This window comes from Leptolyngbya sp. CCY15150, assembly GCF_016888135.1.
Classification (GTDB): Bacteria; Cyanobacteriota; Cyanobacteriia; order RECH01; family RECH01; genus RECH01.
This window is the reverse complement of sequence record NZ_JACSWB010000278.1, coordinates 96,026-120,688: the sequence shown is the minus strand read 5'-3', so window position 1 is coordinate 120,688 and position 24,663 is coordinate 96,026. Positions and strand designations below refer to the sequence as shown.

The 24,663-nt window shown below is 55.6% G+C and carries 24 protein-coding genes; 14 read left to right on the top strand and 10 right to left on the bottom strand.

The genetic code is table 11. The features are described from left to right. Positions 1–96 precede the first annotated feature (96 nt). Positions 97–1,683: an NAD(P)/FAD-dependent oxidoreductase gene (locus JUJ53_RS21050; protein ID WP_204153991.1), complete on the bottom strand. Its 1,587-nt coding sequence runs from the start codon at positions 1,681–1,683 to the stop codon at positions 97–99. Positions 1,684–3,127: 1,444 nt separating this feature from the next. Here JUJ53_RS21050 and JUJ53_RS21045 point away from each other — a divergent pair. After that, positions 3,128–5,548, top strand: a complete 2,421-nt coding sequence (locus tag JUJ53_RS21045) for a sucrose synthase (RefSeq protein ID WP_204153990.1) — start codon at positions 3,128–3,130, stop codon at positions 5,546–5,548. Between the two features lie 75 nt (positions 5,549–5,623). On the opposite strand, the gene JUJ53_RS21040 is transcribed toward JUJ53_RS21045, so the two are convergent. Beyond that, the gene (locus tag JUJ53_RS21040; protein WP_239125256.1) at positions 5,624–6,190 is read right to left on the bottom strand and encodes a pentapeptide repeat-containing protein; all 567 of its coding nucleotides are present in this window, start codon (positions 6,188–6,190) and stop codon (positions 5,624–5,626) included. A gap of 98 nt (positions 6,191–6,288) precedes the next feature. On the opposite strand from JUJ53_RS21040, the gene JUJ53_RS21035 reads away from it, so the two are divergent. Next, positions 6,289–6,816 carry a YraN family protein gene (locus JUJ53_RS21035; protein WP_204153989.1) on the top strand — a complete coding sequence of 176 codons (528 nt, stop codon included), beginning with the start codon at positions 6,289–6,291 and terminating at the stop codon, positions 6,814–6,816. Here JUJ53_RS21035 and JUJ53_RS21030 read toward each other — a convergent pair whose 3' ends face one another. Next, positions 6,817–7,206 (bottom strand): hypothetical protein, encoded by a 390-nt coding sequence (locus tag JUJ53_RS21030; protein WP_204153988.1) that lies wholly within the window; start codon positions 7,204–7,206, stop codon positions 6,817–6,819. It lies immediately after the preceding gene. A gap of 288 nt (positions 7,207–7,494) precedes the next feature. On the opposite strand from JUJ53_RS21030, the gene queA reads away from it, so the two are divergent. Together queA and JUJ53_RS21020 are read left to right on the top strand one after the other, a co-directional pair. Continuing rightward, positions 7,495–8,646, top strand: a complete 1,152-nt coding sequence (gene queA / locus JUJ53_RS21025) for a tRNA preQ1(34) S-adenosylmethionine ribosyltransferase-isomerase QueA (RefSeq protein ID WP_204153987.1) — start codon at positions 7,495–7,497, stop codon at positions 8,644–8,646. A gap of 15 nt (positions 8,647–8,661) precedes the next feature. Further along, positions 8,662–9,108, top strand: coding sequence for an SRPBCC family protein (locus JUJ53_RS21020; protein ID WP_204153986.1), 447 nt, complete (start codon positions 8,662–8,664; stop codon positions 9,106–9,108). Between the two features lie 2 nt (positions 9,109–9,110). Here the strand turns inward: JUJ53_RS21020 and JUJ53_RS21015 are convergent, their stop codons facing one another. Further along, complete coding sequence (locus tag JUJ53_RS21015) at positions 9,111–9,683, bottom strand: hypothetical protein (protein WP_204153985.1); 573 nt, start codon at positions 9,681–9,683, stop codon at positions 9,111–9,113. Positions 9,684–9,993: 310 nt separating this feature from the next. Here JUJ53_RS21015 and queF point away from each other — a divergent pair, with 310 nt between their 5' ends. From queF to JUJ53_RS20975, 8 genes are all read left to right on the top strand, one after another. Next, positions 9,994–10,443 carry a preQ(1) synthase gene (queF, locus tag JUJ53_RS21010; protein ID WP_204153984.1) on the top strand — a complete coding sequence of 150 codons (450 nt, stop codon included), beginning with the start codon at positions 9,994–9,996 and terminating at the stop codon, positions 10,441–10,443. A gap of 8 nt (positions 10,444–10,451) precedes the next feature. After that, positions 10,452–11,594, top strand: a complete 1,143-nt coding sequence (locus tag JUJ53_RS21005) for a M42 family peptidase (protein WP_204154166.1) — start codon at positions 10,452–10,454, stop codon at positions 11,592–11,594. Positions 11,595–11,780: 186 nt separating this feature from the next. Next, entirely contained in the window at positions 11,781–12,242 is a 462-nt protein-coding gene (locus tag JUJ53_RS21000) for a CBS domain-containing protein (protein WP_204153983.1), read from the top strand. A gap of 63 nt (positions 12,243–12,305) precedes the next feature. After that, positions 12,306–12,971 (top strand): phycobilisome degradation protein NblB, encoded by a 666-nt coding sequence (locus tag JUJ53_RS20995; RefSeq protein WP_204154165.1) that lies wholly within the window; start codon positions 12,306–12,308, stop codon positions 12,969–12,971. 52 nt (positions 12,972–13,023) lie between these two features. Then, positions 13,024–13,719 carry a J domain-containing protein gene (locus JUJ53_RS20990; protein WP_204153982.1) on the top strand — a complete coding sequence of 232 codons (696 nt, stop codon included), beginning with the start codon at positions 13,024–13,026 and terminating at the stop codon, positions 13,717–13,719. 189 nt (positions 13,720–13,908) lie between these two features. Continuing rightward, the gene (der, locus tag JUJ53_RS20985; protein WP_204153981.1) at positions 13,909–15,267 is read left to right on the top strand and encodes a ribosome biogenesis GTPase Der; all 1,359 of its coding nucleotides are present in this window, start codon (positions 13,909–13,911) and stop codon (positions 15,265–15,267) included. A gap of 73 nt (positions 15,268–15,340) precedes the next feature. Continuing rightward, complete coding sequence (locus tag JUJ53_RS20980) at positions 15,341–16,306, top strand: energy-coupling factor transporter transmembrane protein EcfT (protein WP_204153980.1); 966 nt, start codon at positions 15,341–15,343, stop codon at positions 16,304–16,306. Next, positions 16,303–17,724, top strand: a complete 1,422-nt coding sequence (locus tag JUJ53_RS20975) for an anthranilate synthase component I (RefSeq protein ID WP_204153979.1) — start codon at positions 16,303–16,305, stop codon at positions 17,722–17,724. Before JUJ53_RS20980 ends, JUJ53_RS20975 begins: the two co-directional genes overlap by 4 nt. Before the next feature lie 149 nt (positions 17,725–17,873). Here JUJ53_RS20975 and JUJ53_RS20970 read toward each other — a convergent pair whose 3' ends face one another. After that, positions 17,874–18,425, bottom strand: a complete 552-nt coding sequence (locus tag JUJ53_RS20970) for a hypothetical protein (RefSeq protein ID WP_204153978.1) — start codon at positions 18,423–18,425, stop codon at positions 17,874–17,876. A gap of 173 nt (positions 18,426–18,598) precedes the next feature. Further along, positions 18,599–19,495 (bottom strand): oxygenase MpaB family protein, encoded by an 897-nt coding sequence (locus tag JUJ53_RS20965; protein ID WP_204153977.1) that lies wholly within the window; start codon positions 19,493–19,495, stop codon positions 18,599–18,601. 213 nt (positions 19,496–19,708) lie between these two features. On the opposite strand from JUJ53_RS20965, the gene JUJ53_RS20960 reads away from it, so the two are divergent. After that, entirely contained in the window at positions 19,709–19,894 is a 186-nt protein-coding gene (locus tag JUJ53_RS20960) for a hypothetical protein (RefSeq protein WP_204153976.1), read from the top strand. A gap of 26 nt (positions 19,895–19,920) precedes the next feature. Here the strand turns inward: JUJ53_RS20960 and JUJ53_RS20955 are convergent, their stop codons facing one another. From JUJ53_RS20955 to JUJ53_RS20940, 4 genes are all read right to left on the bottom strand, one after another. Further along, positions 19,921–20,493, bottom strand: a complete 573-nt coding sequence (locus JUJ53_RS20955; RefSeq protein WP_204153975.1) for a TIGR04376 family protein — start codon at positions 20,491–20,493, stop codon at positions 19,921–19,923. 57 nt (positions 20,494–20,550) lie between these two features. Further along, complete coding sequence (dcd, locus tag JUJ53_RS20950; RefSeq protein ID WP_204153974.1) at positions 20,551–21,144, bottom strand: dCTP deaminase; 594 nt, start codon at positions 21,142–21,144, stop codon at positions 20,551–20,553. A gap of 38 nt (positions 21,145–21,182) precedes the next feature. Further along, a complete protein-coding gene (locus JUJ53_RS20945; protein WP_204153973.1) occupies positions 21,183–21,719 on the bottom strand; it encodes a P-loop NTPase family protein in 537 nt (178 codons plus the stop codon). A 287-nt stretch (positions 21,720–22,006) separates the two neighbouring features. Then, on the bottom strand, positions 22,007–22,795 hold the full coding sequence (locus tag JUJ53_RS20940) for an HAD family hydrolase (protein WP_204153972.1): 789 nt from the start codon (positions 22,793–22,795) through the stop codon (positions 22,007–22,009). On the opposite strand from JUJ53_RS20940, the gene JUJ53_RS20935 reads away from it, so the two are divergent. Then, on the top strand, positions 22,780–24,546 hold the full coding sequence (locus JUJ53_RS20935; RefSeq protein WP_343328005.1) for a D-Ala-D-Ala carboxypeptidase family metallohydrolase: 1,767 nt from the start codon (positions 22,780–22,782) through the stop codon (positions 24,544–24,546). The two genes, JUJ53_RS20940 and JUJ53_RS20935, sit on opposite strands and share 16 nt — an antisense overlap. The last annotated feature ends 117 nt before the right edge of the window (positions 24,547–24,663 follow it).

Sequence of the window (24,663 nt, the reverse complement as noted above, 5' to 3'; positions counted from 1 at the left end):
ACCCATCCATCGGTTTTCTAGCCATAACATCATCGAACTCACGGATGGAGAACGGAGGTGGGGCGATCGCCTTGGAGGCCGCTGGTTAACCCATAGTTAACCCATGGTCAGTTGTCGTTGGGCAACGCCGGCCGCGAGGCGACCCGTTTCCACGGCACCATTCATATAGCCATAATAAGCGTCACTGAGATGTTCGCCCGCAAAGATTAGATTACCAAAAGCAACCTGCTGCCGTTCCTCAGGATCATCCGAGTCAACGTAGAGAAACTGGCTAAACGCTGTATATTGCCCTGGTCGGAAGGTGCTGTATCCGCCCTTGACCAAAGCGTCGTTGTACCAATAGGTGCGAATGGAGCGATCGCCCTGGGCATCCGGCAGATCCGGCAGATAGGAGGCCATGCGTTCCACAAAGCGCTGGGCCAAACTCTGGGCCCCCACCGCCCTCGTTGCCTCTACCTCCTGTCCGCCCATAAAGAACGTGATTGCTCCATCCGAGCGTTGGGATTGCCGCTGGGTAGCATCCCAGGCTGACACAAACCCTAGATCAGTCCAAGCCGTGCCAGCAAAACCTTCCGCCTGTCGCCACACGCGATCCGTCACGCCCATAATCAGCTTTTCATTCAGGCCAAGCTGGGCCTGGTTAATAAATCGCCGAAACCGAGCTGGAAGATTCACATTCAGCTCCACATCCCGCAGCACCGGGAAGGGAATCGCCACAATTACCACCTGAGCTTCCACCTCCGTAGCATCGGCGAAGGTAAGGCGGTATTGATCGCCCACACTTCGTAGCTGCACCAGGCGTTTCTGGAGCTGAAGCTGTCCCGGCAAGCGATCGCGTAAGGCCGTAATGATCCGATCGCTACCGCCCTCCACCGTATAGGCTTCATCACTGGTGCTCAGGAGTTCTAGTTGATCATCATCGGTGATCAAGGGCAGGCTAAAGATCAACTGCAGCATGGAGGACTCCTCCGGCTCCACGCCATATTCACTGCGAATGGTGGATGCTAGCAACTTGTAGACAACCGGTTCCGGGAGGCGATCGCGATGGCGTTCGCAATAGTCTGCCACCGATAGACGATCAAGGATGGGGGCATAGCGATCCCAAGCCTCATCGAGACGATTGGCATCTTCTAGCAACTGTGCCGCCATGGGACGAAAGGCCTCCACCAGAGTTTCCTCCGTCCAGGCTGTGCCCTCAAAATAGTAAGCAGACTCCGGCCAAGCAGACTGGGTCAGTTCGTCTAAGCGACTGTAGAGCGTCAACCCCAGATCATCCACCAAGGCCAGCAGATCAGCATGATCGGTGTTGATCAACTCAGCCCCTAACTCAACCGTGAGATTGGGCCCTACCGCGTGGGTCACCGATCGCACCCTCCCTCCCGGTCGAGACTTGGCCTCATACACCGTCGCCAGAATGCCCGCTTTTTGCAAGTGGTAGGCCGCCGTCAGCCCCGCCAAACCACCGCCAATGATCGCCACCGTGGGCGGAGTATCGCCCCACACAGCCTGCACCCTAGGCCAAACCGTTGCCGCGATCGCCCCACCCCCAGCTAGGGCAGCATAGTTGAGAAAGCGCCGCCGACCGAAACGAGGCGAGCGCCGCCCAGAACCATGCCCCCCATTGGCAACACAAGCTTGACGAAAAATCCGCACAAAAGAACGATAGAGAGGAGAGCGAGCCATAAAAGTTGTCGTTAAAAGGGATACAACACAACCGCGATCTAGAAGATGGACACCCATCCCTCACCCCTCTCGATCCTCACCATGAAGACCCGAGAGTAAGGCAAGGGTGCCGCACCTCTTTATCTCTTACAACAGCTAAAGCCAGCACCAGCACAGGATACTGTCCGGCTCAAGAACTCCATGATCTGTCCCTCACCCTAACTGCCTTCCAAGCCTGGGAGACAGCACTAGATATCGGCTCTTCTTAACCCCTGATTTGGAGATTGAAGGGTTAGGGGCTTCGGCGTCAGCTCAGCCGAGCGCTGGATGTCTACAGTCTCGATGTGCGACCTGCAGGTGGGCACCCATGCTAACCATCTCTAGCCCGCGTTAACCTTATCTAGGTGAGGGCGATCGCTCCTGTCCAACTCGATGCAATACCACTCTTACAGTATCGCTTATCGGTTCACCTCAGCTATTTTTATCTAACTTTAAAGACTAGGGTTCCTCGCCTGTCTTGGCACCCGAGATACACCAAGGCATCTATAAGCACAAACACTCACGGACAACAGCACCGATCTGCCAACGTCAGCCATGATGATCCCAACCCTCGACCCAATCCCCCTTGCATTCGCTGTCCATCAGAAAACCATGACATCGCTACGTCTCACAAAAATTCAAGATTTTATTGCGTAACTTTATACATTTCTAAAGGCGATCGCCTAGGGGTTGTGATTAAGATGGAGTGGCATTAAGCAATATGCAGGGTGTAAGGCCGTGGATGGGCTAGGTTCAAGGTTGCTCAAGGATGGCGATCGCATCGTTCTTCATCTCTGAGTCCAGATCTCTACCATCATTCCACCGGTCTGCATTGTCGTCCCGCCTAGAAATTTATCAACACCTAGATAGATTTACGCAGCGCATTGATCCGTCAAGATGGATGTCACACTCCCTCAATGGAGGTGACCCATAGGGAATTGCCTTGCCGTTGTCGTCCCTCAATGGACTGAGGGCATCGTTTAGCTTGTCCACTAGCTAGCGCTGCTGCCCTCGTCGTCATCGCCCGTCCACCCCCGACCGCTGGGCATCACCGCGCAGCCCGTCCCCCATCTTCAGGGACGACGTCATAGGGACTCCAACACACAACCGACCCATGGGTTGAGGAATCCTCTCCAGCTAGAGAGATCCTAGGGCGATCGCCCCATACCCATCCTGTCGATCCGTGCCTGATCATAACGTCAGTGCCTGCTCTCATCCTCAACGACTCAGCTCGCTGAGGAACGCCAAACGTCTGCCAGACTGTAGCCTAGGTGGCTACAGTCGCACCTAAACGCAGTCCGGCTCTGGCCTATCACCCAACCATCTTGGGACTTCTGACCGCATCTCTCCTCAGATCTCAACGATCCACCGGGAGATTCTTCACCACATGTACTTTAAATTCACAGCATTTTAAGGGGAATCGCCAATGTCCGAATTGATCCAAGCCGTCCTAGACAGCAACGAACGTACCGACCTACGTCAGTTTGCCAGCGAACTGCGGAAACGAGACCAGCGCTACCTGCTGCGCAACGATATTCTCACCGCCTTCTCAGACTATTGCAACACCTACGACAGGTCAGAGGACTTTCGTCAGCAGTCTCACCTCAGCAAACTCATCTACTATGTCCAGGAAATCATCCTAGAGCAGGAGAGCCTTTGTTTAATCATCCGCCCCAAAATTGCCAACGAGCAGGCCTATTGGGTCTTTGAAGACCTAACGATTGAACCGATGACGCCCCAGGACTTGCTAGACCTACGCGATCGCTTCGTCAACCGCCACCATCCCCAAGAGGGAGACGTCCTAGAAATCGACTTCGAACCTTTCTACGACTACTCCCCCGCCATCCGCGACTCAAAAAATATCGGCAAGGGCGTAGACTACCTGAACCGGTTTATGTCGAGTAAGCTCTTCCAGGATCCCACCCAGTGGCTAGAGGCGCTGTATAAATTCCTCAGCCTGCACCGCCATAACGGCACCCAACTGCTGATTAATGGTCGCATCCAATCCCAGCAGCAGCTTTCCAGCCAAATTAAGCGCGCCATTAACTTTGTCAGTCGCTATGACACCAACGAACCCTACAACAAATTCCGATTTGAGCTGCAGGAACTAGGGTTTGAACCCGGCTGGGGCAACACCGCAGGACGGGTGCGCGAAACCTTAGACATGCTGGACAGCCTGATCGACTCCCCCGACCACCAAGCCCTAGAAACCTTCATCTCGCGGATTCCCATGATCTTCCGCGTGGTGTTGCTGTCTCCCCATGGCTGGTTTGGCCAAGAAGGGGTGCTGGGCCGCCCCGATACCGGCGGACAGGTGGTCTATGTGCTGGATCAAGTGCGCAGTATCGAGCAGCAGCTTCAGGAAGAGATTAGCCTGGCGGGTCTGGATGTGCAATCGGCCTATCCCAAGGTGATTGTGCTGACGCGCCTGCTGCCCAACTGCGAAGATACGCTGTGTAACCAACGGCTGGAGAAAATCCACGCCACCCACAACGCCTGGATTCTGCGGGTTCCGTTCCGGGAATTTAATCCCAAGTACACCCAAAACTGGATCTCGCGCTTTGAGATTTGGCCCTATTTAGAAACCTTTGCCATTGATGCCGAACGGGAGCTGCTGGCGGAGTTTCAAGGCAAGCCCGATTTGATTATCGGCAACTACTCAGATGGCAACCTCGTCAGCTTCCTGCTGGCCCGACGGCTCAAGGTAACTCAGTGCATCATTGCCCATGCCCTCGAAAAGTCGAAATATCTGTTCAGCAACCTCTATTGGCAGGATCTAGAAGAGCAGTATCACTTCTCCATCCAGTTCACGGCCGATCTGATTGCCATGAACTCCGCCAACTTTGTGGTTAGCAGTACCTACCAAGAAATTGTAGGCACGAAGGAAAGTGTGGGTCAATACGAGTCCTACCATCGCTTCACCATGCCGGAGCTGTACCACGTGGTGAATGGCATTGATCTGTTTAGCCCCAAATTTAACGTGGTGCCGCCGGGCGTCAATGAAACCGTCTATTTCCCCTATCACCGCAGCGAAGATCGAGTGCCGGGCGATCGCGATCGCCTCGACAAGCTCCTGTTTACCGACAACGATCCAGCCGCCATCTTCGGCACCCTAGATGACCCTAACAAGCGTCCTCTGTTCTCCATGGCCCGGCTGGATCGGATCAAAAATCTCACCGGCTTAGCAGAATGTTTTGGCAAAAGCGAAGCCCTCCAAGAACAGTGCAATTTGATCCTGATTGCCGGTAAGCTGCGCACCGAGGATTCCACCGATCGCGAAGAAATCAGCGAAATTGAGAAGCTGTATCACATCATTGATCAGTACAATCTGCAGGGGAAAATACGCTGGCTAGGGGTGCGGCTACCTAAGACCGATTCGGGGGAAGTCTATCGCGTCATTGCCGATCGCCAAGGCATCTTCGTGCAGCCTGCCCTGTTTGAAGCCTTTGGTCTCACCATTTTGGAAGCGATGATCTCCGGATTACCCACCTTCGGCACCCGGTTTGGTGGGCCGCTGGAAATTATCCAAGACAAGCACAACGGGTTTTACATTAACCCCACCCACCACGAAGACATGGCGGAGGTCATTCTCGACTTCCTATCGAAGTGTGAGCATAAACCCGACTATTGGAAAGAGATCTCCCAGCGGGGCATCGACCGGGTCTACAGTACCTACACCTGGAAGATCCACGCCACCAAACTCCTCTCGCTCTCCAAAATCTACGGCTTCTGGAACTACACCTCTCAAGAAAACCGCGAAGATATGCTGCGGTACATTGAAATGCTGTTCCACCTGCTCTACAAACCCATGGCGAAGAGCCTGTTGGAAAAACATATGCAGGCGTAACCTCAAGTAGAACGCGTTCCGCAGGCTGTGGCTTGGCCTGCGGAATGCCGTCATCCATTTCTGATCAATATCTGATTAATAACAGCTCAAACTTTCGCGGGTATCGCGTCCGGTGGTGGGATTGGTGCCTGACGCCATGTCACAAAGCTGTTCCTGAACATCGCCCCGCAGCAGCACATCGGTGAAATCTGCCCCGCTAATGGTGGCACCATCAAACTTTGTATTAAAGGCAAAGGCACCTTCGAGTACCGCGTTGGTCAAATTCGAGCGGACTAGACGAGCCGTATCGAGGGTCGCGTAGCTAAGATCCGCACCTTCTAGATTTGTGTTTTCTAAGTTTGCGCCAAAAAAGCTAACCCCACGCAGGTCTGAATAGCTGAGATCACTGTTACGCAGATTGGCTTTGGTAAAACTAGAGTCCGTCAAAACACGATGGGAAAAATCTGAATCCACTAGGTTTTGCTTGGTGTAGTCTTCTGCCCAAGCCTTACCAGGATAAAAGGTTAGGGCGATCGCTCCCCCTAAGATTCCCACCAGGGCGATCGCCCCTAATCGGTGCCATTGCTGACGAAGAACCTGCCCCATGGCCTGAAAACGGACAACCACTTGTCGGAGATTTCGACCTACTGGAAAACGTTCCATACCCTTGTTCAACGCGACGCTGTATCCTGATACTACCGGAATCTGGGGCAGGATCGTTCGATCAGTAGACTTCGATCAGTAGACAGAGGAGGTCAAGCATGGGAGATGACAGCAAGCAGCAAGACCGAGCAGCATTAGGCGATCGCGGTGAACGCTTGGTAGCCCAGTGGCTGATCCAAGAAGGTTGGACGATTTTACAGCGGCGCTGGCGCTGCCAATGGGGTGAGCTAGACCTAGTGGCCTATCGCTCCGACGGACGCAGCCGTGGCACCCTATCCTTCGTGGAAGTGAAAACCCGCAGCACTGGCAACTGGGATGCCGACGGACGATTGGCGATCACCCCTGGCAAGAAAATTAAACTGGGCCGAGCCGCAGAGCTGTTTCTATCCCGCTATCCTCACCTGAGCGATATGGACTGCCGCTTTGATGTTGCCCTTGTCCTGCGGCGATCGCCCCCTGTTAACGCAAAACAGCCAGATGCAAAACAGCACCGCCCGATCTCTCCAGGCAGTGCTGATGGTCAAACCAGTCAACCAGTCTCTATTCAACTTGGGATACCGGTCATCTACGACAACGACTGGCTCACCCTAGATTACATCGTCAATGCTTTTGATGAGGGCTTGTGATTAGGCTAGCGTTTCTGGGCAGTAGCCAAGACCTTGCACAAACTGACGGCGAAATTCTTCAATTTCATTGCGGTCGGGCTGCCCATGGGACACCACAGCCACTTGGTAGCGACGCATCACGTCTACTGGCGATTGTCCATTTTCCAGACCCCACAGCGCCATGCGCACGCGGATATCGGGTTCACTGGGAATGCCAAGTTCAGCAAGAAACGCCTGAAAGTCTCCGTGGCGCTGAGCATCAAGGCATCCATCGATCTTAACTTTCACCACCCATCCATCAATTTGGTGGATCACGGTCATAAACTGTACTGGCAGCCAGGTGGTGTTGTGTAGACGTTCGATCACCCGAAGCACTAAGCTGGCGTTGGCTAGATAGTAAAGGTATTCCATATCTTTTTGCTCGAAGTTGAGCCTCATTTCTCCCTGTTCTCATTGTGGTTCCTTTAGACAGGGGTGAGTAGGGGAGAAGCACCCGACTTACTATGGGGAAGTCCACCCAAGTTCTGGATTTTCTGGGTATTAGCCGGGTTAACCCTTCCCTTGTTTTGTTGGGTTGTGCTAACCCATCCTTAGGAACGGTGCGATATGCTAATCAGCACCCCTTGCTGCTTCAACCTAACGGATTGGGGCATTCTAGGCCACCTAACCCCAACATTTTAGTGAACCGCACTCTCTTCTATGACCTACGACAGTTTGGCCACGCCACCACCTGTGCCATCAAACCCATCTAATGACCTGGATCGATCGCTCTCGGCCTATGATTACCACCTTCCGGAGGAGCGAATTGCCCAAAATCCAGTCGTCCCCCGCGATCGCTCTCGGCTGCTCGTAGTCAACTCGACCACCACCCATGAGCATCAGCATTTCTACAACTTACCGCAGTGGTTAAAACCTGGGGACTTACTGGTACTCAACAATACCCGTGTGCTGCCCGCCCGTCTCTATGGCCGCAAACCCGGTGGGGCGGCGGCGGAAATTTTACTCTTGGAGGAACGGGGGGTGAACCAATGGCTCGCCCTGGTGCGCCCCGGACGGCGGCTGCGCCCCGGTGCCCAGATCACCTTTGGCAATCCCGACCAAGATCCGTCCTTAACCCTCGTCGGCACGATCCAAGAGGTCGATCCCGAAACCAGCGGGCGGATTATTGAATTTCAAACCCCACCAGGGCGATCGCTGCTGTCGCTCCTCGATGACCTGGGCAAGATTCCCCTACCGCCCTACATCACCGAAAGCACCGCCGAGCCCGAGCAATATCAAACCGTCTACGCCGAGCGTCCGGGAGCCGTTGCCGCGCCCACGGCTGGTCTGCACTTTACCCCAGAACTCTTCGAAACCCTACAATCCGCTGGCATTAACCATACCTACCTGACGCTGCATGTGGGCGTGGGCACCTTTCGCCCCGTGGAGGCGGAGGTGATCACCAACCACCAAATGCATGGCGAGTGGCTGGATATTTCCCCAGAAACCGTGGAGGCGATCGCCCGCACGAAGGCCCAAGGCGGCCGCGTTTTTGCAGTGGGAACAACGGTGGTGCGGGCCCTTGAAGGGGCAGCCCAATCGGGGCACCTACAGCCTTTCTCCGGCAAAACCAATTTATTTATCTATCCCGGCTACACCTGGCAGGTGGTTGACGGCATGATTACCAACTTCCACTTGCCCAAATCAAGCTTGATGATGCTAGTCAGCGCCTTAATTGGCCGCGAACGGCTGCTGTCGCTCTACCAAGACGCGATCGCCCAAGCCTACCGCTTTTATTCCTTTGGGGATGCCATGCTGATCTTGCCCGAAGCCCGCATAGATGCATCTCCTGACCTAGCCCCACCCCTGTGACGCCCCTTGAACCCCATGATGAACTTTTCCCGTTCCAGTCTGATCCAAGCCCCCGCCAGCACCGTTTGGGAGTTCCACGAACGCCCTGATGTGCTAGACCTGCTCACCCCGCCCTGGCAGGCCGTGTCTGTAGTGCGGCGTGAGGGCGGCCTGGGGGTGGGTGCGGAAAGTGAATTTCAGCTTTTCCTGGGGCCCATTCCCCTGCGCTGGCTGGCCCGCCATACCGCCTGCGATCTCTACGAAGAATTTATCGACGAACAGGTCACCGGCCCCTTCGCCTACTGGCAACATCGCCATCAGTTCAAAGCCGAGGGCGATCATACTCGGCTCACGGATGCGATCGCCTTTTCCCTACCCGGCGGTTGGGTTAGCGATCTCATGGGCGGTTGGTTTGTCCAAGCCCAGCTTGATCGATTATTCGCCTACCGGCATCAGGTCACCCAGCGCTACTGCGAGCTGTAGCCCTAGCGATCGCTGCCATTATTTTGCAGCAGCGGACGCACCACTAAGAAACCAGCTCCAAAGGCGGTGAGCATCACCACCACAATCACCAGCGTCAGCCAAAGTCCATTCATACTCCGAGGCTGACGAGTTTCTGCAGGCTGGGGGGCTTCGGTCTGCTCCGTAAAGAAGGCATCGAAGCTGGGTAGATCAGGAGCCGATGGCGCTTGGCCTGTCGCAGATGACGGTTCCGCCATGGGCCTGGCCGATGCTGTCGGAGCTGATGGGGCCGGGGCAGATGGAGCTGATGGGGGAGAAGCTGCCGCAGTAGATGGTGCAGCCGTACCGCCCACCAAGGGCTGCACCATCAACGCTGACTGCACTAGGCTGGTAAGAGCCTGCTGCAGTTGCTGATTGTGCTGGATGAGTTGCTGGTTTTTATGGCTGACGGAAATGAGTTGACCTTTGGTGGTTTCTAGCTCCGCCGCAAGCTGCCGGTAGACTGAAATGGGGACAGAGGGCGCGTAGCCATTTCCCCCGCTTGCAGCAGGCGGAGTCACAGACGGAGTGGTTTGAGAGTGAAGTTTGGGTGCCATCAGTTACAAACGCTGTCTTAGAATACTGAGCTGAACAACTGGGTGGTGCAAGGCGGGGGAGCCGGGAAACCTTGATCATCCGTGAGTCTTCATCCGCTGCCCACATCTAAGGACTGAATCAAGGCAGGCGTGCCTGGACAGAACATGTACATCGACGGAAAAGACTGACCTTAGGGTAGCTGAAATTTGAGCGATCGATCCCGTTTTTGCGAAATTGGTTACGACTTGCCCCACACCTGCCCATCAAGAGATGATGGTAGAAGTAGACCATGCACCTAATATCTAGAACCAATTAGACTCAACGCAAGCCATGACTAACCCTGCATCTAGCTCCACCACCGTAGACCATCAACCCAACACCCAAGCTACGGCCCAAAACGATGAACCCAAGTATGGAGAACGGGAAATCGCCGAAGGCAACCTGATTACCTTCCCCAACCCCCGTCCCGGCCGCCGCTATACCATTGCCATCAGCCTGCCGGAATTTACCTGCAAATGTCCGTTTTCCGGCTATCCCGACTTTGCCACCATCTACGTCACCTATGTACCCAACCAGCGGGTGGTGGAACTGAAGGCCATTAAGCTCTATATCAACAGCTATCGCGATCGCTACATCTCCCACGAAGAATCGGTGAACCAGATTTTGGACGATTTAGTCGCCGCCTGCGATCCCCTAGAGATGACCATCAAGGGCGACTTCACCCCTCGCGGTAACGTGCATACCGTGGTGGAAGTTCATCACCAAAAGCCAGCCCAATGACCCCAGCCATGACCGATCGCGATCGCCTCTTCCAGGTCATCGAAACCCTGGTGATGCACCATTCCCCCAGCGGCGCTGAGGGTGAGATTGATGGCTATTTGCGAGCGCAGTTCACCGCCCTCGGGCTCGACTGTTGGCAGGATCCAGCCGGAAATGTGATCGCCCGCGTGGCCGGGCAGGATTCTAGCCGGGCGATCGCCATCACTGCCCATAAGGACGAAATTGGCGGCTTGGTGAAAACCATTGACGCCGAGGGACGGGTACGGGTGGGCAAGCTCGGCGGTGCCTTTCCCTGGGTCTATGGGGAGGGCGTGGTGGATCTTTTGGGCGATCGCCACACCGTCAGCGGCATCCTCAGCTTTGGATCACGCCATGTGTCCCACGAATCACCCCAAAAGGTGCTCCAGGACGATCAGACTGTCCGCTGGCAAGATGCCTGGGTGGAAACCAAGCGTACCCCCGAGGAGCTGGCGGCCGCGGGCATCCATCCCGGCACCCGCATGGTGATCGGCAAGCACCGCAAGCGCCCCTTTCGCCTGCAGGATCACATCGCCAGCTACACCCTAGACAACAAGGCATCGCTAGCCATTTTGCTGGGCTTGGGCGAAGGCCTGCGATCGCCCGCCGTGGATGTCTACCTCGTTGCTTCCGCGAAGGAAGAAGTGGGCGCGATCGGGGCGCTGTACTTCACCCAGCACTTCGCCCAAAGCTTCAGCCAGCGGCTGCTCCAGTCTCTCGATCAAGACGACACCGTCCCCCGCAATACCCTAGAAGCGATCGCCCGGCAGATTGCCCAGTCTCAAACCCTCGACGCCCTGATTGCCTTAGAAATTTGCCCCCTGTCGCTGGAATATCCGGTGCAGGATGGGCCAGCCCCGGTGCTGCTGGTGCAGGACGGCTACGGGATCTATGACGATGGGCTCAACCAAGAGCTGCAACAGGCGGCGATCGCTGCCCAGATCCCCCTGCAGCTCGCGGCCCTCAGCGGCTTTGGCAGTGATGCCTCCATCGCCATGAAAAACGGTCACGTGGGGCGGGCCGCCTGCCTGAGCTTTCCCACCGAAAACACCCACGGCTACGAGATCGCCCACCTGGATGCGATCGCCCATTGCATCACCATCCTGCAGCATTATTGCGAGTCGTTAGGGTAGAGCAGGGATTCCTAAGCTAAGCCACCTACCCAATCCCACCCAATCCCCAACGGTGACTTGTGAAGAGCGATCGCCCTCCCTGGGGAAAACCGTGTCGGATGTAACAACCTGTGAATCCCTCAGGGCTGATCCCCGACCGTCCTTAATAATGGAACATAGATAATCCATCGCCCTTTAGGTTCAACTATGCCCATAACCGTCGCCGAGGTCATGAGTCGGGATCCGATCACGGTCAATCCCAACTCTCCCCTCAAAGAAGCAATTCAAATTTTGGCGGAGCGCCACATTAGTGGATTGCCCGTGGTTGACGATCAGGGCAAACTGGTCGGCGTCATTTCCGAAAGCGATCTGATGTGGCAGCAAACGGGGGTGACCCCGCCCGCCTATATCATGCTGCTGGATAGCGTCATCTATCTCGAAAATCCAGCTCGCTACGACCGCGAACTCCACAAAGCCTTGGGGCAAACCGTGGGCGAAGTCATGACCAAAGAAAGTGTCACCGTGCCGCCCAGTAAGCCACTGAATGCCGCCGCCCAGCTCATGCACGAGCGCCATGTACGTCGCCTACCCGTGGTAGACAGTGACGGCACCTTGGTCGGCATTTTGACCCGAGGTGACATCATTCGCCATATGGCTAGCCAAGACTAGATCCCCGCCAGTCCCGTCCCGAGATCGGATCACGAAGCCCCTTTGAGACAAGTGTATTTGCCCATGACCCATCCAGAGTCGATCCAGGCCTTACTCACTGCCGATGATGCCGGCGATCGCATCAGTGGCATCAATCAACTCCGAAAGATTGATCCAGCCGTTGCCTTTCAGATGATCCAGCCCGCCATTAACGACGCCAATGTGCGGGTGCGGTATGCCGCCGTCAGCCAACTGGCGTCCCTAGGGCTCCAAGATCGGCACCATGCCCTGCATCTCTTGCGCGATCGCCTTCTGAATGATCCCGAGCTCGACGTGCAGGCGGCCGCAGCCGACTCCCTAGGCGCGCTGAAGCTCACCGAGGCCTACGACGACTTGGAAAAGCTGTACCACTCCACCTCCGAGTGGCTGATCCACGTCAGCATCGTGGCTGCCTTGAGCGAAATGGGCGAACCGCGTGCCTTTGAGCTGCTCTGTACGGCCTTGAGTTCTGAGAATGAACTGGTGCGCACGGTGGCGATCGGGGCCCTGGGAGAATTTGGCGATCATCGAGCCATCCCCCTCTTAATTCCCTATGCCAACAGCGATGATTGGCAAGTGCGCTACCGCGTCGTGCAGGCCCTGAGCCGTCTCGATAGTCCTGACGTCCGAGCTACCCTAGAGCACCTGTCCCACGATCCCATGGAGTCGGTTGCCCAAGAAGCCAAGGCCTACCTTAACTCTGGGTCATGACATCCTGAGCAATCGGCTGACGCTGCGCTGACCCTTGATTACAATAGCTTTTATGGTCAACGCAACCCATTACCACACCCTTTCTGTTAGCCCCTCTGCAACCCAGGCGGACATTAAGCGTTCCTACCGGCAGTTGGTTAAACGCTTCCATCCTGACAGCAATCGGCATATCGGCAGTCATGAAGCGATCGCCCAGATTAATGCTGCCTACGAAATTCTCAGCGATCCCCAAACCCGGCGTTCCTACGATCGCCAGCTTGGCTATGGTCAGCACAAACCCGATCGCCAGGCAGAGCGTGGGCCATCTCCCCGCCAGCGCCGCCGAGGACGAGATGCGGATGAACATCTGCGCCAATGGCTGCAGCGAGTCTATCAACCGGTCAATCGTGAACTGTGTGAGGTGTTGTACTCTCTAGATGAGCAAATTGACGACCTCGCCGCCGATCCCTTTGATGATGAGTTGATGGACGATTTTCAAGCCTATTTGGAACAGTGCCGAGAAGCCCTAGCCCTGGCCCATCAGCTTTTTCAATCCATGCCCAACCCCGCCAGCGTTGCCGGGGCCGCAGCCAATCTTTACTACTGTCTCAGCCAGCTTAGCGATGGCGTGGATGAACTCGATCGCTTCACCGCCAGCTATGCCGAGCATTACATCCATACGGGGCAAGAACTGTTTCGCATTGCCCACCGACTGCGGCAAGAGGCGGAAGCCGGCATCTGCGAGTTGGGCATGGCGATCGCCCCCTGAGTTCTAAGATTGCGAGTACAATAGAAATTTGGGTATTTGAGCAGCGGAGTTCTAAGCAGTCTAGCAATGCTCTAGACAAGGCGATCGCATCATTACGGCGGGGGTGATGGGGGTTCGTGAATGGCTCAGATTTTTACTCGTCTATTCTGAATCACTCTCTATCGCGGCTGACGTCTCACGCATAAGTCTATGGTACTGCCGGTTGTTGCAATTATTGGTCGCCCCAATGTGGGCAAGTCTACGCTGGTCAATCGTCTCGCTGGGGTGAACGAAGCGATCGTTCATGATGAGCCCGGGGTGACGCGCGATCGCACCTACAAGCCAGCTTTCTGGCAAGATCGAGACTTTTTAGTCGTCGATACCGGCGGTCTTGTGTTTGATGACGATACGGAATTTCTGCCGCTGATTCGCGAACAGGCCATGGCGGCCCTCGCCGAAGCTAGCGCGGCGATCATGGTGGTGGATGGTCAAGACGGCGTCACCAACAGTGATGAAGAAATTGCTACCTGGCTACGTCAGCATTCCGTGCCGGTGTTGATTGCGGTGAACAAGTGCGAATCGCCCGACAAGGGGCTGATGCAGGCGGCGGAATTTTGGAGCCTAGGACTGGGCGAACCCTTTCCCGTCTCAGGCATCCACGGTAACGGCACCGGCGATCTGCTGGATCAGCTAATCACCCATCTACCGCCGATTAGTGAACTGGAAGAACTGGACGAAATCCGTGTGGCCATCGTCGGACGACCCAACGTGGGTAAATCGAGCCTGCTCAATGCCTTTGTGGGCGAAGCCAGGGCGATCGTTAGCCCCATTTCCGGCACCACCCGCGATGCCATTGACATGGTGGTGGAACGAGACGGCAAGCGCTACCGGCTCATCGACACGGCCGGTATTCGCAAAAAGAAACAGGTGGAATACGGCCCAGAGTTTTTTGGCATCAACCGAGCCTTTAAGGCCATTCGCCGAGCCAATGTGGTGCTGTTGGTGATTGATGCCGTCGATGGCGTCACCGAGCAAGACCAGAAGCTAGCCGGACGCATCGCCGAAGAAGGCCGGGCCTGTGTGGTGGTGGTAAACAAATGGGACGGCGTCGAAAAAGACTCCTACACCATCTACGACCACGAACAGAAAACCCGCGATCGCCTCTACTTTGTGGAATGGGCCGAGATGATTTACGTCAGCGCCCTCACTGGACAGCGGGTACCCAAGATTTTGGAACTAGTCGATCGGGCTGCTGAACAGCACCAGCGCCGCGTCTCCACCTCAGTGATCAACGAAGTCTTGGAAGACGCTGCCCGTTGGCACTCGCCGCCCACCACCCGCCAAGGTCGCCAGGGTCGGATTTACTACGGCACCCAAGTGACCAGCCAGCCGCCCTCCATCGCCCTCTTTGTCAACGATCCTAAACTCTTTGGCAACAACTACCAGCGCTATATTGAACGCAAATTCCGCGAAAGCCTTGGCTTTGCGGGCACCCCGGTTCGTCTCCTGTGGCGCGGTAAGAAGATGCGCGAAATGGAACGGGGATCCAACCGCGCCACCCGCGTGTAGCGCCGCTAGGCAAACTTAGGGCAGGGCGGAATCAGGGTAGGATGGAAAGTCGATTGGGCACCTCTGGTCTTCTATGGATTTATTGCGATCGCTCCCGATTGGGCTCTATCTTGAAACGCCCGTTACTTGGCTGCATAAAACCGATCCGCGGATCAAACTCGGGTGGTTGGTCAGCATTTTGCTTAGCCCCATTGCTGCCAATTCTGCTTGGCGGCTTTCCATCGTTGGCTTTCTGATCGTCCTCACCTTTATCCTGCGCATTCCAGGACGGGTATGGCGGCGGCAGTTGGGTCTCTTAGCTGCCTTCAGCCTGCTGTTGTTTGGCATCACCACCATTGCCCCCGATGGGCTGAATGTGTCTTACACGCCCCGATTGCCGGCCCAGGATCTCACCTTCAATAGGGTGCGATCGCCTGATGCACCACCCGAACCCGCCGACGAAGCCCTCGCTAATTTACCCCAGCCCACCAGCTACCGCTACATTTTGGTGCAGCAGCCCCTCTTTCGCATGGGCAACCGGCAGGTGATCCTCAAAGTGACCCAGCGCTCCCTCGACCTCGCGGTTCGTATCGGCAGCCTCACGTTTATCCTGCTCTACAGCAGCACGCTGTATCTCTTGACCACCGCACCCGAAGAAATTGCCGCCGCCTTTGAATACCTCGCCCAACCCCTGAAACGGTTCGGTGTTCCCGTGACCGAAATTGTGCTCACCCTCACCCTCTCCCTGCGGTTCATTCCCCTGGTGTTGGAGGAAGTGCAAAACCTGGTTCGCGCCGTGCGCACCCGAGGCATTAGCTGGAAAAAGCTGGGCTTTCGCGGCTCCGCCCAAGTTTGGCTGACGGTGGCCGAACGATTCTTGGAAAACCTACTGCTGCGGGCCGAGCAAATTGCCAGCGCCATGCTCGTGCGTGGCTTTGTCGGTGCCAATCAACACCAGGTACGCTGGTACGAATTTCGCCTACAGCTCAGGGATGGCATCATCATGGTCGGCATCCTAGCCTTTTGGGGGCTGCGCATCTATTGGGGCGGGCGCGGATGAGCCGAGAGTCCAACAGCCGACCCTGGCACTGGCGATCGCTGCCCTTGCAACAGCGCACCGGATCGGACGTCTTTGAGCAATTATTTCGATCGCCCTTTTGTACAGGCATTGGAGCGATCGCCACCCTGCTGGAAAGCCCCGCCACCTATTCCCCCTACGATTCCAGCCAGCCCTACCCCCAATCGCGCTACTCCATCTGTGCGGGAGCACCCCGCCGTGATGGCAATCAATGGCGCATCTGGACTCCCAACCTCGGGCAAATTCTGCCCACCTTGCAGCATCTCCACCATGGTGACAGCGACATTCCCAACGCCGACCTCCCCTTTATCGGCGGCTGGCTCGGCTGGCTCGGCTATGACCTCGCCTGGGAAATTGAACGGCTGCCCTGGCGACGGGAGGATCAACTGCCCTTCCCCGTTGCCTACTGGTACGAACCCGAGAATTTCGCCGTGCTCGACCATTGGCAGCAGCAGATCTGGATTGCCACCACCGATCCCCAAGCGGGCGATCGCCTCCAGCACCAGCTAGAAACCTCCCTCCCCAACCCTATCCTCAGCCTGCCTCAGATGGGTCGCGCCTCCTATGCCACCCAAGCTAACGACTACCAAGCCGCCGTGCGTCGGGCCCAGCACTATATCCAAGCGGGCGATATCTTCCAGACCAACCTCTCCCTGCGATTTGTTACCACTGGCTTTGCCGACCCCTGGCAACTTTACCGTACCCTCCATCAGATCAACCCCTCCCCCTTCGCGAGCTATTGGCAAACGCCCTGGGGTGCCGTCATCAGCTGTTCCCCCGAACGTTTAGTCCATCGCGTCGGTCGCCAAGCCCAAACCCGCCCCATTGCTGGCACCCGTCCCCGAGGAAAAACGCCAGAGAGCGATCGCCACTACGAGCAAGAGCTGCTCAGCAATGCCAAGGAAAACGCCGAACACATCATGCTGGTGGATCTGGAGCGCAATGACCTAGGGCGAGTTTGCGACTGGGGCACGGTGGAGGTTGATGAACTGCTCGCCATTGAGCGCTACAGCCACGTGATGCATCTGGTGAGCAATGTTCGAGGGATCGTGAGTCCTGATATTGATGCGATCGCCCTGATTCGCGCCCTCTTCCCCGGCGGCACCATCACCGGCTGCCCCAAGGTGCGCTGCATGGACATTATCGAAGAGCTAGAGCCCGTACGCCGCAGCCTCTTCTACGGTTCTTGCGGCTATCTCGACTGGCGTGGACATCTAGATCTAAATATCTTAATTCGTACCCTCCTGGCCGTCCCCGATGAACCATTCATCACCGGCGCACAACCGTTTCATATCTATGGGCAGGTGGGTGCGGGCATCGTTGCCGACAGTGATCCCGGTCTGGAGTGGGAGGAATCCTTGCAAAAAGCTAAGGCTCAACTGGCGGTCTTGGCTGGCTAGCGGCCACAGCCCATCGTCCATCCGTCAACCCAGACGGTGCGTTACGGCTTCGCCTAACAGCACCCTACTGGTACAACACGTTAGGTGTGTCCCACCACTACCCTACTGAATCTGTCATAGATAGGATAATCTCCTCTACCTCACATGCATCAGGCAACCAAACCTAGAAAATCTCGAATTAGATACGTCATAGCGCTCTGAACCTGCTGATTATGTCCAGGATACAGGCATAGTGTTTCATCTGCCATTCTAACCTCTATCGACAGCCAAGATACAGGTGGAGGATCATCATTATCTTTAGTGACAGGCTCAACAGACAAAATTCTACTTAATGGATAACGAATAATTTTTGGAGGTCTTCCAGGAAAAATTGCCGGGGTAGAACAGGTGAGGGTGCCAACTTGTTGATCAAAGGTATAGGTTGCATAGCGACCACCGCCCAACCCTCTGGCGATTAAGATGCCTGTGAAGGGCAAGGCAGCAGCGATCGCTCCCAATACAAGCGCCGGCCATAGAACTGAGCTAGCGAAGAAAACAAAGGCGCTGGCCACCCCAAAAAATATCAGAGGTTGAATCACCAATTTTTTAGCGCTGGGTGTTCCTCCATAGCTGTAAAGTCTTGCGCCATCAAGAATCACCAACTGCTGTGGTGAATGATCTAGCACCTGCATCGATGGGTTAAGAATTTGGCGTGACTGCATATGTGTTGGCGCTGATGACCTGAAAGAACCCGCGAGTGCACCTATCAACGAGAACAGCTTGCCTGTATGAGCAAGGAGTCGGGCGATCGCTTATCTATATAGCCTTGTTATCAATCTCAGACACCTATCGTATCCACAGCATGTCCACAGCATATCCACAGCGATCGCCCTCGTCAATCTTGATGTCCCGAATCGGTCTGTCCAGCCTCAGGGGCATTGAGCTTAGGCAACATCTGAGGCGGGCCCAGATCGGTTAGTTCATACCCTTGAGGATAACTACGTTGCGGTTCATCCATGTAGAAACTAGGCGTTTGCCGAGGGGGAACGTAGCGGAGGATGTTGCCACGCGATCGCAGCGCTTGCTCTACAACTCGACGCTGCCAGGGTTGGGGCGTGGGGAAGCCAAAGGCATGGATCATGCGATCGTCCATGATCGCATAAACAAAAGGGCGCACCAGAGGACGCAGGGGCTGGGGAAACCAACTGAGAAATAGATTTAACGTAGATTCTCCCACCCGTTGATTCGCGTCGCTGTAGTGAAAATGCTGGCGCTCGTAGTCTAGGTTATAGGCTTCAAAGGCTTCATAGCTGCTGGGAATATCTTGAATATGCATGAGCTGCCCTATGGACAACCAAAAATAAAATAAAGCCTGCTTTTCTAAGGGGCTTAAGGGACGCCAGCCAAAGCGCTCAATCCATCGCACCGGCTCATAGATAAAGGTGGAAAGGACGTAGAGAAAATCAGCATTTTGAATAGGAAAGTGACCGTGGATCTGATTCATCCGTTGAATCACGGACTGCCCTTTAGGAGAGTCATAGCCCCATTTGAGAATCATCGAGACCATCAGACCCGTATCATCGTATCGTTTTTGGGGATGACGATGAAATTCCGCCGTGCGATCGAGGAGCGTCGCCACACTCGGAACACAAAAGGTGCGGAATAAGGCAATTTCTAAGGCACGAGTGATATCCCAAGGAAATTCATACCCCGCAAGCTGCCGACAGATGTCGCAGGTATCCCGCACTGGGTCGAGCTGTTGAATGGCATGGAATCGAGCAAGTCTTTGCATATAGGTTCTCCCATGGGCATCAAAGGGACTACATCCATGAATAACTCCACGCCTCCGCCCTCAGCCTGTGATTGCAATCACAGGATAGGCATGGATCGATCACCTTAAAGACTGACCGACTTCACACATCTAAGGCGATCGCCTCACGTCGCCCCAGCGCCACTTCGTCCACAATACAGTCACATCTACAAATCAGGGTTTAGGAGTTGAGCTATGGATCACGTTAATAGCTATCGCTCACCGTCTCACTTAGCATCTGCCACCCAGGGCAAGGGCAAAACAACCGTTCGTCAGCGCAAGCGCCAGCACATTCAGCGTGGCCAGCAAGAGTTTGAGCGATCGCTCCATGTGTTAGGTCATCTCTTTCGCGAGGCTTCTAGTAACCAACAGCCTCAATAGGGCGACCGGGGCCATGGGCGATCAGATCACCGTTGCTTACGCTTGAGATGGTCAAGTTCTTCATCCATCTCCCATCGCTGAAATGTGGCTTCCAGCGGATCGGGAGCCGACTGGAACGTGTAATCTTTCTGGCTCCAGCCCGTTGCCTGCCAGGTTTGTTCGGCCTGGGTGCTAGTGCGTACAGCCTCAGCCTCAGCTCGCTTAGACTGCACTTCTTTCCGACGCTGCTGAATTTGGTTTTGGAGAGCGATCGCTTGCTGGATGCGCTCCTTCGTCAACTGCATCTGCCCCCAAAGCTGATTGCCCTGGCGCAATAGAGCGGCTTCCCGTTCCTCTGCAGGCTTCACTAAATCAAATCGTTGAGCGGCTTTCGCCTTTTCCACCCGTCCATGCCAGCGCTGCACGTCCTGAGCAGTTTCGAGGATTTGATCCTTGAGGTGCTGCTCACGGGTCTGTAGTTCTGCAAGTAAATTGATAGCATCCTCCTCTTGTTGGTAAAGCTGCTCTTCTAGCGCCATCAACTCAAGATGGGGATTATCACGAAGAAACTCCTCTAATCGCGTTTCCAGAAAGCGGCTAAAGTCTTCAAATACGCCCATAGTCAGACCCAGGTTGACGCTGCTCCTCTATCCTGCCATAATCCCACGCGGACTGCCCTAAACCCGTGCAATAGTCACCGTCTCGGATTGATCTTGATACTTGCCCTGCCTGGCTTCGTAGCTCACCTGACAAGGCTCTCCTTCCAAAAACAGCAGTTGCACAATGCCCTCGTTGGCATAAATGCGACAGTCGGCGCTCGACGAGTTGGAAAATTCCAGGGTCAAATGGCCGCGCCATGCTGCTTCGGCGGGCGTTAGATTGGCAATGATACCACAGCGTGCATACGTGGATTTACCGATACAAATTACGGTGATATTGTCAGGAATACTCAGTTTTTCCAGGGCAACACCTAGACCATAGGAATGGGCCGGCAGGATGAAAAATTCGCCGCTTTCGTCTTGATGGAGCTGGGTTTGCACCAAGTTATCAGGGTTGAAACATTTGGGATCGACCACCGTACCGGGTATGTGCCGAAAGATACGAAACTCCGCTGGCGATAGGCGAATGTCGTAGCCATAGGAAGAGAGGCCATAGCTAATCACCAAGCGATCGCCCCCTGCCGACTCCAAGCGCCGCACAAGGGATGGCTCGAAGGGCGCAATCATGCCCTGGTTAGCCATTTGATGAATCCACGTATCGTTTTTAATCATGATGTGCTTACGGCTTGCAGAGCAGGCAAAGAATGGGTTTAAGAACGGTAACTGCGGCGCAGTTCGGTAATTTGATCCGCAATGTTGAGGATGGATTCGGGCATGTCGGGGCCGGTCAAAATCACATCCACTTGGCTGGGGCGCTGGTGCAGAAATTCTAGAACTTCGGCTTCAGGAATGAGGCCAAATTTGGTTGCTAGGCTCAGTTCGTCTAGCACGATCAGCGCATAGTCGCCGCTGTAGACCGCCGTCTTGGTATAGTCCCAAAGCGCCTGCAGGGCGATCGCCTCTGCCTCTTCGATATGGGGCGTATCGATACATCGCGGCAAATCACAGCGCAGCCAGGTGAGGTGCTGACCAAGCTGAACGGGGTGGTCGGGCCCTTGCTGAATCCCACCTTTGAGAAACTGAACCACCAGCACCGGTGTACCTTGACCTGCCAAGCGGAGGGACTGAGCCATCACGCTGGTGAAAAAGCTTCGATGCGGCCCAGTAAACACCTGAATCAGCCCTTCAATGGTATGGCAGAAGGGGCGGTGATCATTCAGGGCATGGGTTTCAATTTGGGAAACCATAAAACTACTCTACTGAAAGAATCTGGGAGAACCAGCAAGCAAACGGGCCAAAAAAAATGGCCGCAAACAGTCAGGGCGATCGCGGCAGACGACGCCGTTGGGTTGAAGATTGCATCACCCTGTTCGAAGAAATGCCTCTCTCACAAACCGCTGATAATAGGGCAGTATAGCCTAGATTTTGATATCGGTTGGTAGCCCAGCAGCCGGGAAAATACTTTCCAAATATAGCGCAGCTTTTAGGCAGAAACTTGGTTTATAACGCTATATGTAGCATTAGCATTCCTAGTTCAGGATCCCGGACGGGCTTGAATTAGGGCGATCGCCAGTTGGCAAAATCCATCAATTTCTTCCCCCAGAGTGAGGTAGGCAGGGCGATAGGTGAGGCGATCGAGATAGGGCTGTAGATTGGCCACCCCCACTCCGTTTTGAAAGTCCTGAAACAATTCTTGATCATTGGGACTATCGCCCACGGTCACCACTAAATGTGGAGGGTATTGGGGAAAATGGTGCTGTAGCACGGCTAGCAATCCTTGCCCTTTGTTTTGCGCCAGCGGTCGAATGTGACACTGCACGGTACTGTAGGTGAAACCCCAGCCCTCCTGCTGGCAGCGATCGCCCAAGCGCTGTAGATCCACCGCCGATAGTTCTCCCACGTCAAACGTCCAATCCGTCAGCCGAAAGTGGTTATCGGTGGATGCTTGCAGGTGGGGATACTCGTCCTGTAGATTGGCAAACATCTGGGCCAGGGCTGGGCGATGGCTGGGCCGATCGGAAATCTCGCTCAGCCACTCTGGCGCAGCATTGCCATGGGCGTAGAAAAGTCCGCCATTTTCAGCGATCGCCCCCTGCACCGGCAGATAGTTGACCAAGCCCTGCACCCATCCTGCCGATCGCCCTGTGGTGATCACCACGGGAATATTCGCTGCTTTCAGCGCCTCCAGGGTCTGGAGTAGCTGGGAGGTAAATCGCCCATGGCGGGTGAGGGTGCCGTCCATATCGGTGGCAATCAGCCCCACTTTTTTGAGAAAATCAGGAGCAAAGTTGGGCAAGCGCTCGGTCAGTGGGTAGTCCTGCATATACACTTGGGGATGAAGAACGGGTCGCGATCGCCTGGCAATCCGTCGCGATCGCCTCGGGATCATCTCGATACTACGGAATCATGGGGTTGGCTATGGCAAAACTGTCTCCCGATCAGCGTAACTACTACTACCTAATAGAGGCTGAACGTAACGGTATCCATAAACCCATATTGGCGGCGCTCTACAGTGCCCACGGTGCGCCCCAGCTTGACAGCGGCGAAACAGGGCTGGGCGTCTATCCCATTCATCGCATTCCCGCCGCCGATCTCGCCACCTTTGCCGGACAGGTTCAGTATGCCGCCAACACGGTGCGCAGTATCACCGATCGCCTGACGGCCCAAGGCTGGCGGGGCACCGACCTGTGGAATGCTGATCGCGGCCGCTATGCCGATCGATTCATTCAAGCGATCGCTGAAGGCTATTCACCGCCATCCAATGACACCGAAGCGGCCTTGCTCGAAGCCACCGATGGTCTGCGGCTAACAGAAGCCTACATCGAAGACCTGACGATTGACTATCAAGGGGCAGAACTACCGCAGAACTTAGTCTATCTCGATGGTGCCCTGCTCACCTTTGCCGAACGAGTGCCCCGCTACTACCAAGGTCTACAGTTTCAGCGGGATGCCTTGCTGGAAGCCTTTCGCATGTGGCGCAAGCTGGGCAGCCGTCAGGCGGTCTTCTCAGCCCTGCAAAACACCACCGACGGCGCACCTCCTACAGACCTAACCAGCCTCGATCAACCGCTGCTGCAGTTTATCTTCAACGTGCCGCGCTACTACAGCGGCTATCCCCACCAGCGAGAATCCATGATTCGCATGGTGCAGCTCTGGCGGCAGCTCGAATCTCGGGAAGAAGCGATCGCCTCCCTTCGGGAAAATAACTCCGCCCTTTCCAGCCCCAGCATTGTTGATCCTGCCTTGGTGGCCTTCATGCAGCGCATTCCCCAGTTCTATGCTGGGCGAGCCGAGCAGCGCAATGCCCTCACCGAAGGGGTCCGGCTCTGGCGGGCCCTCGATTCTCGCACCAGCGCCCTGATTTCCCTGGGCGTCAGCCCCCAAGTGTTTTCCGGAGATGTTGATCGCGATCGCCTCGCCAGCATTGCCGCCCAGCTCGATCGCGAACTCGTCAATTTTGTCCAGCGGGTACCCGGCTCCTACCAAGAAAAGGAAAGCCAGCGCAATGCTTTGATCCGCTTAGTCCAGCTCTGGCGTAATGTAGACTCGCGGGATGCGGCCATTCAAACCCTGCTCGAAGACGTGCGCCGCATGCAAACGGCCCAGCGCGGCTCCCCCGATGCCGCCCCAGCACCCCAGCCGCCCCCAACACCGCCCCGTCCAGCTCGATGGACACCGTCCAATATTCAAATCCACGCCTCGATTATTCCCAACGGCAACTTTACCTGGGCAGAAGCCACCCACGGCGGCACGAGGATGCCCCCGGATCAGGCCACGGTGAACGCCATTATCCGCATCGCTACCCTGGCTCAACAGGCCCGCGATCGCATTGGTCGCCCCTTCCGCATCACCAGCTGGTATCGTCCACCCGATATTAACCGCCGGGTGGGGGGTGCATCGGAAAGTCGGCATATTGTAGGCGATGCCATCGATTTTTACTGCGATGGCCTCACCGGCGATCAGCTCTATTGGTCGCTCGATCCATGGTGGCCCGGCGGACTCGGTCGCTACACCAGCTTTCCCAGCCTCAGCCACCTCGACGCCCGAGGCTATCGAGCCCGCTGGCGACATTAGCTGGCGATATTAACTAAGGCACCTTCAACCCAGTCACCCCATACGGGATGAGATGTTTGGGTTGATACATGAGGTCATCCTGGCCTTGGGTGAAACCCACCAGGGTCATCATGTATT